Source organism: Pseudomonas sp. 3MA1 (genome assembly GCF_029237275.1).
Classification (GTDB): domain Bacteria; phylum Pseudomonadota; class Gammaproteobacteria; order Pseudomonadales; family Pseudomonadaceae; genus Aquipseudomonas; species Aquipseudomonas fluorescens_AP.
Window position 1 is genome coordinate 386,765 of the sequence record NZ_JAACFX010000003.1, and the last position, 15,968, is coordinate 402,732.

Sequence of the window (15,968 nt, forward strand, 5' to 3'; positions counted from 1 at the left end):
CGCGGGGTTTTCCTGCGCTACTCCCTGCCGACACTCCAAAAGGGACGCGCCATGTCGATCATCAGCAGCACCAGCCATTCCGCCAGCACAACCTCCACCCTGAGCCAGCGCCTGGTGGCCGCCATCGGCGCTTCGATTCTCGGCGCCTGCCTGGTGTACTTCGCCGGTTTCTCCCATATCGAAGCGGTGCACAACGCCGCCCACGATACCCGCCACAGCGCTGCCTTCCCTTGCCACTGAGAACCGCCGACATGATCAAGCGTATCGCGCAAACCGCGGGGTTCACCGGGCTGCTGGCCGCCCTGCTGCTGACCCTGCTGCAAAGCTTCTGGGTCGCCCCGCTGATTCTGCAGGCGGAAACCTATGAAAAGGCCCCGGCGGCCGAAGTCCACGAACACGCCGAAGGCGCCATGGCCGGTCATAGCCATGATGCCGAGGCCTGGGAGCCGGAAGACGGCTGGCAGCGCACCCTGTCCACCACCGGCGGCAACCTGGTGGTGGCGGTCGGCTTCGCCCTGATGCTGGCCGGGCTCTACACCCTGCGCGCGCCCAACCGCACGTCCCAGGGCCTGCTCTGGGGGCTGGCCGGTTATGCGACCTTCTGCCTGGCGCCGACCCTGGGCCTGCCACCGGAATTGCCGGGCACCGCTGCCGCCGACCTGGCGCAACGGCAGATCTGGTGGGTCGGCACCGCCGCGTCCACTGCGGTGGGTATTGCCCTGATCGTGTTCGCCCGGAACTGGCTGCTGAAGATCCTCGGCGCGGCCATCATCGCCGTGCCCCATATGATCGGCGCGCCACAGCCGCTAGTGCATTCGATGCTGGCCCCGGAAGAGCTGGAAGCGCAGTTCAAGATCGCCTCGCAGTTGACCAATGCGGCGTTCTGGCTGGCCCTCGGGCTGATCAGCGCCTGGCTGTTCCGACGCAAGAACACGGACCTGTACCCGGCATGATCGAAAGGCGCGCAGCGCCGACCCTGGTGGTCGGCCTGGGCTGCCAGAAAGGCTGCTCGGTGACCACGCTGCGCGCCCTGCTTGAGCAGGTGCTGCAAGCCCACGGCCTGGAGAGCGGGCAATTGCTGGCCCTGGCCAGTATCGACCTCAAGCGCAACGAACCCGGACTGCTACAACTGGCAGAACAGCTGGCCCTGCCGCTGACCTGCTTCAGCAGCAGCCAACTGGCGCCTTATGCGCCGCGCCTGAGCCATCGTTCACAGATCGCCTTTGAACACAGCGGCTGCTATGGCGTTGCCGAAAGCGCCGCCCTGGCCCTGGCCGAACAGCTGTCCGCTGGCCCGGCCGAACTGCTGGTTCCCAGGCAAAAATGCGCCCAGGCCACCCTGGCATTGGCCACTGCCCGGTAGAATCGCCGACAATTCCCTTCTTCGAACATGAGCGTTCTTCATATGCCGCTCTGCTCCCGCCTTTTTTTGCACAGGACACAGCCATGACTGTCTATTTCATCGGTGCCGGTCCCGGCGACCCGGAGCTGATCACCGTCAAGGGCCAGCGCCTGATCCATCGCTGCCCGGTGATCATCTACGCCGGCTCGCTGGTGCCCGAGGCCGTCCTCGAAGGTCACAGCGCGATACGAGTGATCAACAGCGCCGAGCTGCACCTGGAACAGATCATCGAGGCGATCAGGCACGCCCACGACCAGGGCCAGGATGTGGCCCGGGTGCATTCCGGCGACCCGAGCCTGTACGGCGCCATTGGCGAACAGATTCGCTGCCTGCGGGAGCTGGGCATTCCCTTCGAGATCATCCCTGGCGTCACCGCCACCGCCGCCTGCGCCGCATTGCTGGGGGCCGAACTGACCCTGCCGGACGTGTCCCAGAGCGTGATCCTGACCCGCTATGCGGACAAGACCGCCATGCCGGCCGGTGAAGAATTCGCCAGCCTCGCGGCCCACGGCGCCACCATGGCGATTCACCTGGGGGTCAACCACCTGGAGAAGATCGTCACAGAGCTGCTGCCCCATTACGGCGCCGACTGCCCGATTGCCGTGGTGCACCGGGCCACCTGGCCGGACCAGGACTGGGTCCTGGGCACCCTGGCGGACATTGCCGACAAAGTCGCGGCCAAGGGCTTCCGGCGCACGGCGCTGATCCTGGTAGGCCGGGTGCTGGCCACGGATGTTTTCAGCGAGTCATCGCTGTATCGCGCCGGACACGCGCACCTCTATCGCCCCTGACACACATCCTGTGTAGGAGCTGGCTTGCCAGCGAAAGCGATCTTGGCGTCGTGCAAGGCTTGAGGGCCTTTTCGCCGGCAAGCCGGCTCCTACGGAGGCTTATTTCGAGGCGCGGGCTGCGGGCATAAAAAAACGGCGCTCACGGGGCGCCGTTTTTTTGTTCGCAGCGAACGCCTTAGTAGTAGGCGTTTTCTTTCTGCGTGTGGTCGGTGACGTCGCGCACGCCCTTAAGCTCGGGGATGCGCTCGAGCAGGGTGCGTTCGATGCCTTCCTTCAGGGTGACGTCGGCCTGGCCGCAGCCCTGGCAACCACCGCCGAATTGCAGCACGGCGATGCCGTCGTCAACGACGTCGATCAGGCTGACCTGACCACCGTGGCTGGCCAGCCCGGGGTTGATCTCGGTTTGCAGGTAGTAGTTGATACGCTCGTTGATCGGGCTGTCGGCGTTGACCATCGGCACCTTGGCGTTGGGCGCCTTGATGGTCAGCTGGCCGCCCATGCGGTCGGTGGCGTAGTCGACCACCGCGTCATCGAGGAAAGCTTCGCTGAAGGCGTCGATGTAGGCGGTGAAGCTTTTCAGGCCCAGGGCCTTGTCTTCGGGTTTCTCTTCGCCCGGCTTGCAATAGGCGATGCAGGTCTCGGCGTACTGAGTCCCTGGCTGGGTGATGAAGATGCGGATGCCGATCCCCGGGGTGTTCTGCTTGGACAGCAGATCAGCCAGATAATCGTGGGCGGCGTCGGTAATGGTTATGGCGCTCATGGTGGTTCCTCGCAGACGTGGGCGCAGTTTACGCCAATCGACGCCGCTGACAAAGTCCTAGTATTTTTGTCGGGATAGACCTTGGTATAGGGCGCCTCGGGGGCCCGCCAGCGGGCGTCCCGAGGACCGATAACGGCTCTATATCAGAGGTTTTCGTAACGGTTCATGTCCATGACCCCGGCTTCCAGCGGATCGACTTCCTGCAGGTAGCGGGTCTGATCGTGAAAGTACTGCCAGAACTGCGGATGGCTGCGGCGGATGCCCCAGCGCTCGACGACCTTCTCGAAACTTGCGCCATCGCTCACCGCCTGCAGCGCATCGACAAAGGCCGGCACCTGCTCGGCCGGAACGTTGAACATGAAGTTCGGGTAACTGCTGAGAATCCCCGGGAAAATCGTCAGGGTGTCCAGGCCCGGCTGGTAGCGCAACGACTCGCCGAGCATGAACGCCACGTTACTGTGGGCGCGGTTGCGCAGCATGCTGTAGAACTCGCGCTTGCCGCTCGGGGCCTGGACCCGCAGCAGCGTCGCCTCCGGCAACTGTTCGATGACCTTGAGCCCCGCCGCCGGGCGCGACGCCAGGCGGCTCAGGGCCTGTTCGGCGTCCTGCAGCGCCGGGTCGATGTTCGGGCGCGAACAGTAGGCGCCGTCACAGCGGTTGATCGGGTCCGGCTTGGCGTTGAGCTCGCCGTAGCGGGCCAGCAACTGCTTGGCGAAGTCCTTTTTCGGGTCCTTGGGGTCGAGCTTCAGCGCGCTGCGCTTGCCGTCGTCGATGGACTCGTAATCCAGCCACATCTTGAACTTGCCGCTGTTCTGGTACCAATCGTCGAGGAAGTCCTCGCGGGTGCCGGCAGGCATCAGGCGCAGGAAGTTCTGCTCGGCGCCATTGCGGATCAGGTCGAAGTACAACCGGGTCTGGGCCTGGTGGGAGACGTTGCCGAACACGTCGAAATTCACCGCCAGCTGATAGTAGGTGCGCTCCAGCAGCGGGTAGTCGAACAGCCACATCGTTTGCGGCACCTCGCCGATCAGGCCCTTGGTCACCGAGGCACTGTCGAAGTGGCGGAAGATGCTCAGCAACGCGTTGTCGTTGCCGGCCCACAGGCTCGACCAGCTCGGCGCCGGGGCGTGGGCATAAAAGTCGCGGCGCAGGGCTTCGTATTCGTTGCGCTTGTCGCGGTAGGCCAGCCACAGGCTGAGCACGCTGCCGACGTCGTCGTTCTGCCCGGGCATGGCCAAAAGTGGCGTGGCCTGGCCGCGATAGGCCGGATCGGTGATGTACAGGTCGTGTTCCGGGGCCTGGAACAGCGCCCAGAAGTTATCGCGAATCACATCGGTGGCGATCTGCCCGCGACACACCGGGCCACGAATAAAGGTGCGCACGAAGTACTCGGCGTTATCCAGCATGAACTGGTAGCGGGCCTTGGCCGGAATCGCTTCGAAGGTTTCGAACGGGTTGGCCCGGCGCGCCGGCCCGTAGCCCGGCAAGGCAGTGACCTGCCAGTCGCCGCTGTAGAACAGGGTCTTGACCCGGGCCATCTTCGCCGCGCTCAGCGGGTAGGTGATGTGGGTCTTGTGCACGATCACCCCTTGCACCGGCCACAGGCGGTAATACACCTGGGTGCCCGGGTCGTCGTTGGGGCGGCGGGTGTTGATCAGGTCGATCGGCTGGCCGCTGGGGGTACGCGAGCGCACCCACTGGAAGAAGTGCCCCGGCTCGCCGCCTTCAAAATAGATATGGGCGAGGAACCAGTGCTCGTAGAGCCAGCGCGCCACCAGGCTTTCCCGGGCGCCGGGGGCGTTAAGCAGGTTCTCCCACTGCGCCACTTGCAGGCTTTCCCGGGCACTGGGGGCCAGGCCCTGTTCGTCGATCGGCGCGCCGGAAGCCAGCCAGCGCTGCAGGGTCTGGTATTGCTGGTCGGTGAGGCCGGTGACCGCCAACGGCATGCCCTCTTTCGGGTGGGCGCCGGCATAGGCATCGAACTCCGCCGGCTGCGGACACATGTTCTCCCGGCTCAGGCCCAGGGCGATATCACTGGGTAGCTTGGCATTGGGTTGCAGCGGGGTGCGATGACCGAGTTCGAGCATCCGCGCCATCAGCGCCGCCTGGCTGCCCTGGGCGTCGAGCACCGAATAAAAGCCCTGGCGCTGCCAGGCCGCCTTGCCGCTGGCGTCATAGAACAGCCGGGTTGGTGCCTGCGCCTGACTGCGCTCGCCGTCGTACACCGGAATCTTCGACGCGCCGCGCCCGGCTCCCTCGCCGCTGCCCAGGTTGAGCTGACAGGCAGAGTCGTAGCAGGCATGGCAGGCCACGCACTTCTCGGTAAAGATCGGCTGGATGTCGCGGGTGTAGGAAATGGCCGGTGCCGGACCTTGGGCCATGCACCATGAACTGAGCAGCAGCAAAGCGCTGGCAACGACAAAACGGTACGGCATGTCCCTGGTCCCGAAAGTAAAAAAACGCCGCGATTCTACCGATGTCGCCCGGCCACCAACATGAGCGATATTCATGCAAAACCCGCACATGCCGCAAAACCATGCAGGTTTGCTATGATCCACGCCCTTCGTAATGGCCCTACCAGGTAGTTCTCATGTCTGATCGCAGTGCTCGCCTCCACGCTCTTAAGCAAGCCCTCAAAGAGCGCATTCTGATTCTCGATGGCGGCATGGGCACCATGATCCAGAGCTACAAGCTCGAAGAGCAGGACTACCGTGGCAAGCGCTTCGCCGACTGGCCCAGCGACGTCAAGGGCAACAACGACCTGTTGGTGATCACCCGTCCGGACGTGATCGGCGGCATCGAAAAAGCCTATCTGGATGCCGGCGCCGACATCCTGGAAACCAACACCTTCAACGCCACACGCATTTCCATGGCCGATTACGGCATGGAAGAACTGGCCTACGAATTAAACCTAGAGGGCGCACGACTGGCCCGCAAGGTGGCCGACGCCAAGACCCAGGAGACCCCGGGCAAGCCGCGTTTCGTCGCCGGTGTCCTGGGCCCGACCAGCCGCACCTGTTCGCTGTCGCCGGACGTCAACAACCCCGGCTACCGCAACGTCACCTTCGATGAACTGGTGGAGAACTACACCGAGGCCACCAAAGGCCTGATCGAAGGCGGCGCCGACCTGATCCTGATCGAAACCATCTTCGACACCTTGAACGCCAAGGCAGCGATCTTCGCCGTGCAGGGCGTGTTCGAGGAGTTGGGTTTCGAACTGCCGATCATGATTTCCGGAACCATCACCGATGCCTCCGGGCGGACCCTGTCGGGCCAGACCACCGAGGCCTTCTGGAACTCCGTGGCCCACGCCAAGCCGATCTCGGTGGGCCTGAACTGCGCCCTGGGCGCCAGCGAACTGCGCCCGTACCTGGAAGAGCTGTCGAACAAGGCCGGCACCCACGTCTCGGCGCACCCCAACGCCGGCCTGCCCAACGAATTCGGCGAATACGACGAGTTGCCGGAACAAACCGCCAAGGTCATCGAGGAGTTCGCCCAGAGCGGCTTCCTGAACATCGTCGGCGGCTGCTGCGGCACCACCCCGGGGCACATTGCCGCCATCGCCAAAGCGGTGGCCGGCTACGCCCCGCGACAGATCCCGGACATTCCCAAGGCCTGCCGCCTGTCGGGCCTGGAACCCTTCACCATCGATCGCAACTCGCTGTTCGTGAACGTCGGTGAACGCACCAACATCACCGGCTCGGCCAAGTTCGCCCGGCTGATCCGCGAGGACAACTACACCGAGGCCCTGGAAGTCGCCCTGCAGCAGGTGGAAGCCGGCGCCCAGGTGATCGACATCAACATGGACGAGGGGATGCTGGACTCGAAGAAGGCCATGGTCACCTTCCTCAATCTGATCGCCGGCGAGCCGGACATCTCCCGCGTGCCGATCATGATCGACTCCTCGAAGTGGGAAGTGATCGAAGCCGGCCTCAAGTGCATCCAGGGCAAGGGCATCGTCAACTCCATCAGCATGAAAGAAGGCGTGGAGCAGTTCATTCACCACGCCAAGCTGTGCAAGCGCTATGGCGCCGCCGTGGTGGTGATGGCCTTCGACGAGGTCGGCCAGGCCGACACCGAGGCGCGCAAGAAGGAAATCTGCAAGCGTTCCTACGACATCCTGGTCAATGAAGTGGGCTTCCCGCCGGAAGACATCATCTTCGACCCGAACATCTTCGCCGTGGCCACCGGCATCGAGGAACACAACAACTACGCCGTTGATTTCATCAACGCCTGCGCCTACATCCGCGACGAGCTGCCCTACGCCCTGAGCTCCGGCGGCGTGTCCAACGTGTCGTTCTCGTTCCGCGGCAACAACCCGGTGCGCGAGGCGATCCACTCGGTGTTCCTGCTGTACGCGATCCGCAACGGCCTGACCATGGGCATCGTCAACGCCGGCCAGCTGGAGATCTACGACCAGATCCCGCAGCAGCTGCGCGACGCCGTGGAAGACGTGGTGCTCAACCGCACGCCGAACGGCACCGACGCGCTGCTGGCGATCGCCGACCAGTTCAAGGGCGACGGCAGCGTCAAGGAAGCGGAAACCGAGGAATGGCGCAGCTGGGACGTCAACAAGCGCCTGGAACACGCCCTGGTCAAGGGCATCACCACCCATATCGTCGAAGACACCGAAGAGTCGCGCCTGAGTTTCAGCCGCCCGATCGAAGTCATCGAAGGCCCGCTGATGTCCGGCATGAACGTGGTCGGCGACCTGTTCGGCGCCGGCAAGATGTTCCTGCCCCAGGTGGTGAAGTCCGCCCGGGTAATGAAGCAGGCGGTGGCCCACCTGATTCCGTTTATCGAGCTGGAAAAAGGCGACAAGCCGGAAGCCAAGGGCAAGATCCTCATGGCCACGGTCAAGGGCGACGTGCACGACATCGGCAAGAACATCGTCGGCGTGGTCCTGGGCTGCAACGGCTACGACATCGTCGACCTCGGGGTGATGGTGCCGGCAGAGAAGATCCTCCAGGTGGCCAAGGAGCAGCAGTGCGACATCATCGGCCTGTCCGGACTGATCACTCCGTCCCTGGACGAGATGGTCCACGTCGCCCGCGAGATGCAGCGCCAGGATTTCCACCTGCCGCTGATGATCGGTGGCGCCACCACCTCCAAGGCCCACACCGCGGTGAAGATCGAGCCCAAGTACAGCAATGACGCGGTGGTCTACGTCACCGACGCCTCCCGCGCGGTGGGCGTGGCTACCCAGTTGCTGTCCAAGGAGCTCAAGGCCGGCTTCGTGCAGAAGACCCGCGAGGAATACGTCGAAGTGCGCGAGCGCACCGCCAACCGCAGCGCCCGTACCGAGCGCCTGAGCTACGCCGCGGCCATCGCCAAGAAGCCGCAGTTCGACTGGAGCAGCTACCAGCCGGTCAAGCCGACCTTCACCGGCGCCCGGGTGCTGGACAACATCGACCTCAAGGTGCTGGCCGAATACATCGACTGGACGCCGTTCTTCATCTCCTGGGACCTGGCCGGCAAGTTCCCGCGCATCCTTGAGGACGAGGTGGTCGGTGAGGCCGCGACCGCGCTCTACAAAGACGCCCGGGAGATGCTCGACAAGCTGATCAACGAAAAGCTGATCAGCGCCCGCGCCGTGTTCGGCTTCTGGCCGGCCAACCAGGTGCAGGACGACGACCTGGAAGTCTACGGCGACGACGGCCAGCCCCTGGCGCGCCTGCACCACCTGCGCCAGCAGATCATCAAGACCGACGGCAAGCCGAACTTCTCCCTGGCCGACTTCGTCGCGCCCAAGGACAGCGGCATCACCGACTACGTGGGCGGCTTCATCACCACCGCCGGGATCGGCGCCGAGGAAGTGGCCAAGGCCTACCAGGACGCCGGCGACGACTATAACTCGATCATGGTCAAGGCCCTGGCCGACCGCCTGGCCGAGGCCTGCGCCGAGTGGCTGCACCAGCAGGTGCGTAAGGACTACTGGGGCTATGCCAAGGACGAGCAACTGGACAACGAGGCACTGATCAAGGAGCAGTACAGCGGTATCCGCCCTGCCCCGGGTTATCCGGCCTGCCCGGATCACACCGAGAAGAGCACCCTGTTCGCCCTGCTCGACCCCGAAGCCAGCGAAGGCCAAGCCGGCCGCAGTGGCGTGTTCCTCACCGAGCACTTCGCCATGTTCCCGGCGGCGGCGGTCAGCGGCTGGTACTTCGCCCACCCGCAGGCGCAGTACTTCGCCGTGGGCAAGGTCGACAAGGACCAGGTGCAGAGCTACACCGAGCGCAAAGGCCAGGACCTGGCCGTGAGCGAGCGCTGGCTGGCGCCGAACCTGGGCTACGACAACTGATCCGAATGCGCTAGAAGCCGGCTTGTCGGCGCAGGCGGTCCCCGGGACTGCTTCGCTGGCAAGCCGCTTGCCATACCCGTCCGCCCTCACAGGCCGCATTGTCTATGCTCTGTTGACACCCCAACGTGTCGAGGGATTTATGGACGATCCAAGCAACGACCAGCAACCGCCCACCTTCCTGCAGATGCTGCAAAGCGTGCTGGCGGCGGCCTTTGGCGTGCAAAGCGGAAAAAATCGCGCCCGGGACTTCAGCCACGGCAAGCCCAGTCACTTCATCGTGCTGGGCATTGTCTTCACCGCCCTGTTTGTCCTGGTGCTATTGGGCATCGCCAATCTGGCGATGCACCTGGCAGGGGCCTGAAACCGGGTCAGCGCAGCAACAGCTGCAAACCGAAGGGATAGCGATAGCTGTCTGGCTTGCCCTGGGCGGACAGCCCGTGAAAGTCGACACGGTCCCCGACCTGATCGCCAAAGCGCAAGAGCTGCTGGGCTTGAGCGCGGGTCAATGACTGGAACAGCGACAATTGCCAGTCGGGCCCGCCCAGGCGCCGGGGATCCAGCCCCAGCGCATCGTCATGCAGGGCCACCAGGGCCCAGCCACCGATCGTGAAATGCCCGGCCATCAGCACTGATAACTGCCCGTCGATCAAGGCCCGCAAGGCCTCGGGCGAACTGTTGAGCCCGCTGAACAGCAGGTCGCCCCCCGGCTTGCGGCCCAGCTCCCGGGCAGCCCGCATGGCCCCCAGGGCCATTTCGTCGTTGGCCGACCAGACCAGTTGCGTCTGCGGATAGCGCTGCAGCAATTGATGCGCCTGTTCGTACGCTCGCTGCCGGTTCCACTCGCCATACACCATCTGCCGCAGACGCACCTGAGGATGCTCCGCCAGGGCTCGACGCAGCCCTTGCTCGCGCAACTGCGCCGCCGGCGTGACTTTCACCCCGGAGAACGCCAGCAAGTCGATGGTCTGCCCTTCAGGCAAAGGGCCGTGCTTGCGCAACAGCTCGTTGAGCATCCGATAGCCGGCCTCTTCGTCGTTGCCCATCATGCTGCCGATCCAGTCGGAGTAACTGCTGCGGCTCTGGCTGATCAAGGCCCGCTGATCTTCGGTCAGCGGACTGTTGACAATGAACAGCTTGACCCCGGTGCCCTGAGACATGCGCAGGATCTGTGGCGCAACATACTGTTCGTTGACCAGCATCAGGTAATCGGGCTTTTGCGCCCGCTGAAACAGCTCCCGGGCCTGATCGAGCGAGTTCTGGGGATTGCGCTCGCCATAGAGAATCTGCAGATCCATGCCCAGATCCCGGGCGGCGGCCTGCATGAATTGCGAATAGCTGACCCAGAAGGTTTCCGTTGAATTGCCGGGATTGAGGAACACCACGGATGTCGCCTGAGCCACTGCCCAGAACGGCAGACTCAGAAGCAGCAAGCACTTGAACAGAACCTTGAACATTGCGAGAAGAGCCCCAGAATTATCCCAGGCAGTATAACTGGCAACGTACTGGCCAACGGCGGCAAATTGTCATGATTGTCCGACAATTCGGGCTCTTGGATTGGACTCGACTACTGGTGACTGACCCAAAACACGGCCGTACCCACGACCAGAATGATCAGAAAGAGAATGGCCCATGCATCAACGCTACTGTCACTTTTCCTTGTTTTGGTTGGATGGCTCATAGCATCGCCTCTAGTAGATTTTGTTGGTGACGGCTCAAAGACACGATCACAGTTAAGCTCAGGATTGCCCCTACCACAAATGGGGTTACTGGATCTCCCCTACCGTTAGTCGTTTTGGTTCTTTTCATATACTCAAACATCACTTTTGCGCATAACCACAAACTGGTATCGTTCGCCGGCTCTGAAGGGAGTGCGCGGCCGTGCGCGCAGATTTGCTTACATGGGTGGCGTTGAGCGTGTGCGCTGGTGTGCCACCTGTAGCCTGAGAACTGGACCTATATGTACGTATACGACGAGTACGATCAGCGGATCATCGAGGACCGCGTCAAGCAGTTCCGTGATCAGACCCGACGCTATCTGGCAGGCGAGCTGAGCGAAGAAGAATTCCGCCCCCTGCGTCTGCAGAATGGCCTCTATATCCAACGTTTTGCCCCGATGCTGCGGGTCGCCGTGCCCTACGGCCAACTGACCTCGCGCCAAGCGCGGATGATGGCCAAGATCGCCCGCGACTACGACAAAGGCTACGCGCACATCAGTACCCGGCAGAACGTGCAGTTCAACTGGCCGGCCTTGGAAGACGTGCCGGACATCATCGCAGAGCTGGCCACCGTGCAGATGCACGCGATCCAGACCAGCGGCAACTGCCTGCGCAACGTCACCACCGACCAGTTCGCCGGGGTCGCGGCCGACGAGCTGATCGACCCGCGCCCCTGGTGCGAGATCGTCCGCCAGTGGACCACCTTCCACCCCGAATTCGCCTACCTGCCGCGCAAGTTCAAGATCGCCATCAATGGCTCGACGTCCGACCGCGCAGCCATCGAAGTCCACGACATCGGCCTGGAGCCGGTGTACAACGCCGCCGGCGAGCTGGGCTTCCGGGTCCTGGTGGGCGGTGGCCTGGGCCGCACTCCGGTGGTCGGCGCCTTCATCAACGAGTTCCTGCCATGGCAGGACCTGCTGAGCTACCTCGACGCCATCCTGCGGGTCTACAACCGCTACGGCCGTCGTGACAACAAGTACAAGGCGCGGATCAAGATCCTGGTCAAGGCCCTGACCCCTGAAGTGTTCGCCGAGAAGGTCGAGGCGGAAATGGTCCACCTGCGCGGCGGCCAGACCACCCTCACCGAAGCCGAAGTGCATCGCGTGGCCAAGCACTTCGTCGACCCGGACTACAAAGCCCTGAGCAACCAGGACGCCGAACTGGCGGCCCTGGACAAACAGCACCCGGGCTTCGCCCGCTGGCGCGCGCGCAATACCCTGGCCCACAAAAAGCCGGGCTACGTGGCCGTGACCCTGTCGCTCAAACCCACCAGCGTAGCGCCGGGGGATGTCACCGACAAGCAGTTCGACGCCATCGCCGACCTGGCCGACCGCTACAGCTTCGGTCAGTTGCGCACCTCCCATGAACAGAACGTGATTCTCGCCGACGTCGAGCAGAGCCAGCTGTTCACCCTGTGGGGCGAGCTGCGTGAAAACGGCTTTGCCACGCCGAACATCGGCCTGCTGACCGACATCATCTGCTGCCCGGGCGGTGACTTCTGCTCCCTGGCCAACGCCAAGTCGATCCCGATCGCCGAATCCATCCAGCGCCGTTTCGACGACCTGGACTACCTGTTCGACATCGGCGAGCTGGACCTGAACATCTCCGGTTGCATGAACGCCTGCGGTCACCACCACGTGGGCCATATCGGCATCCTCGGGGTGGACAAGAAAGGCGAGGAGTTCTACCAGGTGTCCCTGGGTGGCAGCGCCAGCCGCGACGCCAGCCTGGGCAAGATCCTCGGCCCGTCGTTCGCCCAGGACGACATGCCCGACGTGATCTCGAAGCTGATCGACGTGTACGTGGAACAACGTACCGAAGACGAACGCTTCATCGACACCTATCAACGTATTGGCATCGACCTCTTCAAGGAGCGCGTCTATGCAGCGAATCATTAAGAACAACGAGGTCATCGACGAAACCTGGCACTTGCTGCCCAAGGACGCGACCCTCGACGGCATCTCCAACTGCGACGACCTGATCGTGCCGCTGGCCCTGTGGCGCGATCATGCTCACGCCCTCAAGGCCCGCGATGGCGGCCTGGGCGTATGGCTGGATGCGGACGAAGAAGCCGAGGAAATCGGTGACGACGTCGAGCATTTCCAGGTGATTGCCCTGAACTTCCCGGCCTTCACCGATGGCCGCAACTACTCCAACGCCCGCCTGCTGCGTGACCGTTATGGCTACAAAGGCGAACTGCGAGCGATTGGCGACGTGTTGCGCGACCAGCTGTTCTACCTGCACCGCTGCGGCTTCGACGCCTATGCCCTGCGGGCCGACAAGGACCCCTACGAAGCCCTGGAAAGCCTCAAGGACTTCTCGGTGACCTACCAGGCCGCCACCGACGAACCGCTACCGCTGTTCCGTCGCCGCTAAAGCCTGGCGCCAACAAAAAGCCCTGAACCGGTTTCCCGGTTCAGGGCTTTTTTGTATCGGCTCTCCCAACTCCAACCACTGTAGGAGCCGGCTTGCCGGCGAAGAGGCCCTTGAGCCTTGTACAAACCTTGCGGCCGCCTTCGCTGGCAAGCCAGCTCCTACAAAGCCGGCGCCTGCAATGCGGGGGTTACCAGAAGCGCTGCTGGGTCAGGCGGCTCCACCAGGTCAGCAGCACGCGGTCGATGGAACCGCTGGCGGCCAGGCCTACGCGCTCCTGCAGGCTCTTGCGCTCGGCATAGTGCAGGTGGAACACCTCGGCATTCTTGGCCTTTTCCGCCAGGTACTCATCGCTGGTCTGCAGCTCGTCCACCAGCAACTTCTCCTGCGCTGCCACGCCCAGCCAGACTTCACCGGTGGCTACTTCATCAATGGCCAGTTGCGGGCGATAGCGGGACACGAAGTTCTTGAACAACTGATGGGTCACGTCCAGGTCTTCCTGGAACTTCTCCCGGCCCTTCTCGGTGTTCTCGCCAAACACCGTCAGGGTGCGTTTGTACTCACCAGCGGTGAGCACTTCAAAATCGATGTCGTGTTTTTTCAGCAAGCGATTGACGTTGGGCAACTGCGCCACCACGCCGATGGAACCGAGGATGGCGAACGGCGCGCTGATAATCTTCTCGCCGATGCAAGCCATCATGTAGCCGCCACTGGCCGCCACCTTGTCGATGCACACCGTCAGCGGCACTCCGGCCTGGCGGATACGCGCCAGCTGCGAGGAGGCCAGGCCATAGCTGTGCACCATGCCGCCACCACTTTCCAGACGCAGCACCACCTCATCCTTGGGCGTGGCCAGGCTCAGCAAGGCGGTGATCTCGTGGCGCAGGCCTTCGGTAGCCGAGGCCTTGATATCGCCATTGAAGTCCAGCACGAAGACCCGGGACTTGGCTTCGGCAGGCTGTTTCTTCTGCTTCTTCTGGGTCTTTTCAGTCTTGCTCTGCGCCTTGCGCAGGGCCTTGAGCTGATCCTTGTCCAGCAGGCTCTGCTCCAGGCGCTCGCGCAGGTCCTTGTAGAAATCATTCAGCTTGCTGACCTGCAACTGCCCTACCCCCTTGCGCCGGCCCTTGCTGCGCAGCGCAGCGGCGGTGATCAGCACCACCAGGATGGCAACCACCAGGGTCACGGTCTTGGCCAGGAAACTGGCGTATTCGGCGAAAAACTCCACAGGGACTCCTCAAACATGAACCGCTGCCAACCGGCAGCGCAATGGGCTAAAGCATACCGGCGCGACCGGTCGGCCACCAGTCGCGAAACCTCGTGTTACGAGGCTCCAACAAGCATTTCAAACAAGCGTATGTTTTTTCATTGACAGCTCACCGGCATCCTCATAACCTCGCAAAACTTTCAACGTACCGGGACGACACGGACGTGGGCAGCATCTATCTGATTCGACATGGCCAAGCCTCTTTCGGTGCAGACGACTACGACGTGTTGTCCGCCACCGGCGTGCGCCAGGCTGCAGTGCTCGGCGAGCATCTGGCGGCGCTGGGCATCCGCTTCGATCGCTGCCTGTCCGGCGACCTGAGACGCCAGCAGCACACCGCGCACACCGCCATGGAACAGATGAGCGCCGCCGGTGTTGGCCAGCCGTCCCTGGAAATCGATTCCGCCTTTAACGAATTCGACGCCGATGCCATCATCCGCGCCCTGCTGCCCGACCTGCTGCCCCAGGAACCCGAAGCCCTGAACATCCTGCGCAATGCCGCGCAGAACCGCGCCGAGTTCCAGCGCATCTTCGCCCTGATCATCCAGCGCTGGCTGGCCGGCACCTACGACCCGCCGGGACTGGAAAGCTGGCTGGGTTTCGTCGAGCGGGTCCAGGGCGGCCTGCAGCGGATTCTCGAAGCGGCCAACAATCAACAGAAGATCGCCGTGTTCACCTCCGGCGGCACCATCACCGCCCTGCTCCACCTGATCACCCGGATGCCCGCGCAGCAGGCGTTCGAACTGAATTGGCAAATCGTCAACACCTCGCTCAACCAACTGAAGTTCCGCGGGCGCGAGGTGTCTTTGGCTTCCTTCAACGGTCATGCCCATCTGCAACTGTTGAAGGCCCCGGAGCTCATCACCTTCCGTTGAGCCCGGCTAACTGTGACCCTTGCTGTAACCACCCCATAAAAGGATCGAACCATGACCTCCGTAGCTGACGCCGTACAAGCCATGAAAGCCAAGTTCAACCCAGCTGCCGCTGCCGGCCTGGACCTGGTTTTCGGTTTCCGCATCGATGACTCCAAGCACTTCTCGCTGGTGGTCAAGGACAGCACCTGCGAACTCAAGGAAGGCGAGAACCCGGACGCCCAGGTCACCCTGGTCATGGACGGTGAAACCCTGAACGGCATCGTCACCGGCGAAACCGACGGCATGCAAGCCTTCATGGGCGGCAAACTGCGCGCCGAAGGCGACATGATGCTGGCCATGAAACTGAGCGAGCTGTTCCCAGCCTAAGACCCGCAAGGTCCGGCTGTAGACAAATCCCGCCCCTGTGGCGGGATTTGTCGTTTCTGGACCACGCAAAGCCTCTAGCCCGCGTGTTTGCCCTGGATCAATACCACTGGGCGGCTCA

The 15,968-nt window shown here is 63.1% G+C and carries 14 protein-coding genes; 10 read left to right on the top strand and 4 right to left on the bottom strand.

All coding sequences use genetic code 11. The annotated features are described in order from the left end of the window. Positions 1–51: 51 nt before the first annotated feature. The 4 genes from GWQ44_RS10730 to cobM all read left to right on the top strand — a co-directional run bounded on the left by GWQ44_RS10730 (position 52) and on the right by cobM (position 2,193). On the top strand, positions 52–240 hold the full coding sequence (locus GWQ44_RS10730; protein WP_011061932.1) for a CbtB-domain containing protein: 189 nt from the start codon (positions 52–54) through the stop codon (positions 238–240). 11 nt (positions 241–251) lie between these two features. Further along, the gene (locus GWQ44_RS10735) at positions 252–953 is read left to right on the top strand and encodes a CbtA family protein (RefSeq protein ID WP_275927281.1); all 702 of its coding nucleotides are present in this window, start codon (positions 252–254) and stop codon (positions 951–953) included. Next, on the top strand, positions 950–1,363 hold the full coding sequence (locus GWQ44_RS10740) for a cobalamin biosynthesis protein (protein ID WP_275927282.1): 414 nt from the start codon (positions 950–952) through the stop codon (positions 1,361–1,363). The genes GWQ44_RS10735 and GWQ44_RS10740 overlap by 4 nt, the downstream gene beginning before the upstream one ends. A gap of 83 nt (positions 1,364–1,446) precedes the next feature. Beyond that, complete coding sequence (gene cobM, locus GWQ44_RS10745; RefSeq protein ID WP_016966414.1) at positions 1,447–2,193, top strand: precorrin-4 C(11)-methyltransferase; 747 nt, start codon at positions 1,447–1,449, stop codon at positions 2,191–2,193. A gap of 175 nt (positions 2,194–2,368) precedes the next feature. Here the strand turns inward: cobM and nfuA are convergent, their stop codons facing one another. Continuing rightward, a complete protein-coding gene (gene nfuA, locus GWQ44_RS10750; RefSeq protein ID WP_016966415.1) occupies positions 2,369–2,953 on the bottom strand; it encodes a Fe-S biogenesis protein NfuA in 585 nt (194 codons plus the stop codon). 143 nt (positions 2,954–3,096) lie between these two features. Beyond that, a complete protein-coding gene (locus tag GWQ44_RS10755; protein WP_016966416.1) occupies positions 3,097–5,388 on the bottom strand; it encodes a fatty acid cis/trans isomerase in 2,292 nt (763 codons plus the stop codon). Between the two features lie 155 nt (positions 5,389–5,543). On the opposite strand from GWQ44_RS10755, the gene metH reads away from it, so the two are divergent. Then, complete coding sequence (gene metH, locus GWQ44_RS10760) at positions 5,544–9,254, top strand: methionine synthase (protein WP_275927283.1); 3,711 nt, start codon at positions 5,544–5,546, stop codon at positions 9,252–9,254. Positions 9,255–9,393: 139 nt separating this feature from the next. Next, the gene (locus tag GWQ44_RS10765) at positions 9,394–9,615 is read left to right on the top strand and encodes a DUF2970 domain-containing protein (protein WP_047305031.1); all 222 of its coding nucleotides are present in this window, start codon (positions 9,394–9,396) and stop codon (positions 9,613–9,615) included. Between the two features lie 7 nt (positions 9,616–9,622). On the opposite strand, the gene GWQ44_RS10770 is transcribed toward GWQ44_RS10765, so the two are convergent. After that, on the bottom strand, positions 9,623–10,708 hold the full coding sequence (locus tag GWQ44_RS10770; protein ID WP_275927284.1) for an ABC transporter substrate-binding protein: 1,086 nt from the start codon (positions 10,706–10,708) through the stop codon (positions 9,623–9,625). Positions 10,709–11,211: 503 nt separating this feature from the next. Between GWQ44_RS10770 and GWQ44_RS10775 the strand changes: the two genes are divergently transcribed. After that, positions 11,212–12,870, top strand: coding sequence for a nitrite/sulfite reductase (locus GWQ44_RS10775; protein WP_275927285.1), 1,659 nt, complete (start codon positions 11,212–11,214; stop codon positions 12,868–12,870). Then, positions 12,854–13,348, top strand: a complete 495-nt coding sequence (locus GWQ44_RS10780; protein ID WP_016966421.1) for a DUF934 domain-containing protein — start codon at positions 12,854–12,856, stop codon at positions 13,346–13,348. The genes GWQ44_RS10775 and GWQ44_RS10780 overlap by 17 nt, the downstream gene beginning before the upstream one ends. A 187-nt stretch (positions 13,349–13,535) precedes the next feature. Here the strand turns inward: GWQ44_RS10780 and sohB are convergent, their stop codons facing one another. Continuing rightward, positions 13,536–14,570 carry a protease SohB gene (gene sohB / locus GWQ44_RS10785; RefSeq protein WP_275927286.1) on the bottom strand — a complete coding sequence of 345 codons (1,035 nt, stop codon included), beginning with the start codon at positions 14,568–14,570 and terminating at the stop codon, positions 13,536–13,538. A gap of 203 nt (positions 14,571–14,773) precedes the next feature. Here sohB and GWQ44_RS10790 point away from each other — a divergent pair, with 203 nt between their 5' ends. Further along, complete coding sequence (locus GWQ44_RS10790; protein ID WP_016966423.1) at positions 14,774–15,484, top strand: histidine phosphatase family protein; 711 nt, start codon at positions 14,774–14,776, stop codon at positions 15,482–15,484. A 51-nt stretch (positions 15,485–15,535) separates the two neighbouring features. Further along, positions 15,536–15,850: an SCP2 sterol-binding domain-containing protein gene (locus GWQ44_RS10795; protein ID WP_016966424.1), complete on the top strand. Its 315-nt coding sequence runs from the start codon at positions 15,536–15,538 to the stop codon at positions 15,848–15,850. The last annotated feature ends 118 nt before the right edge of the window (positions 15,851–15,968 follow it).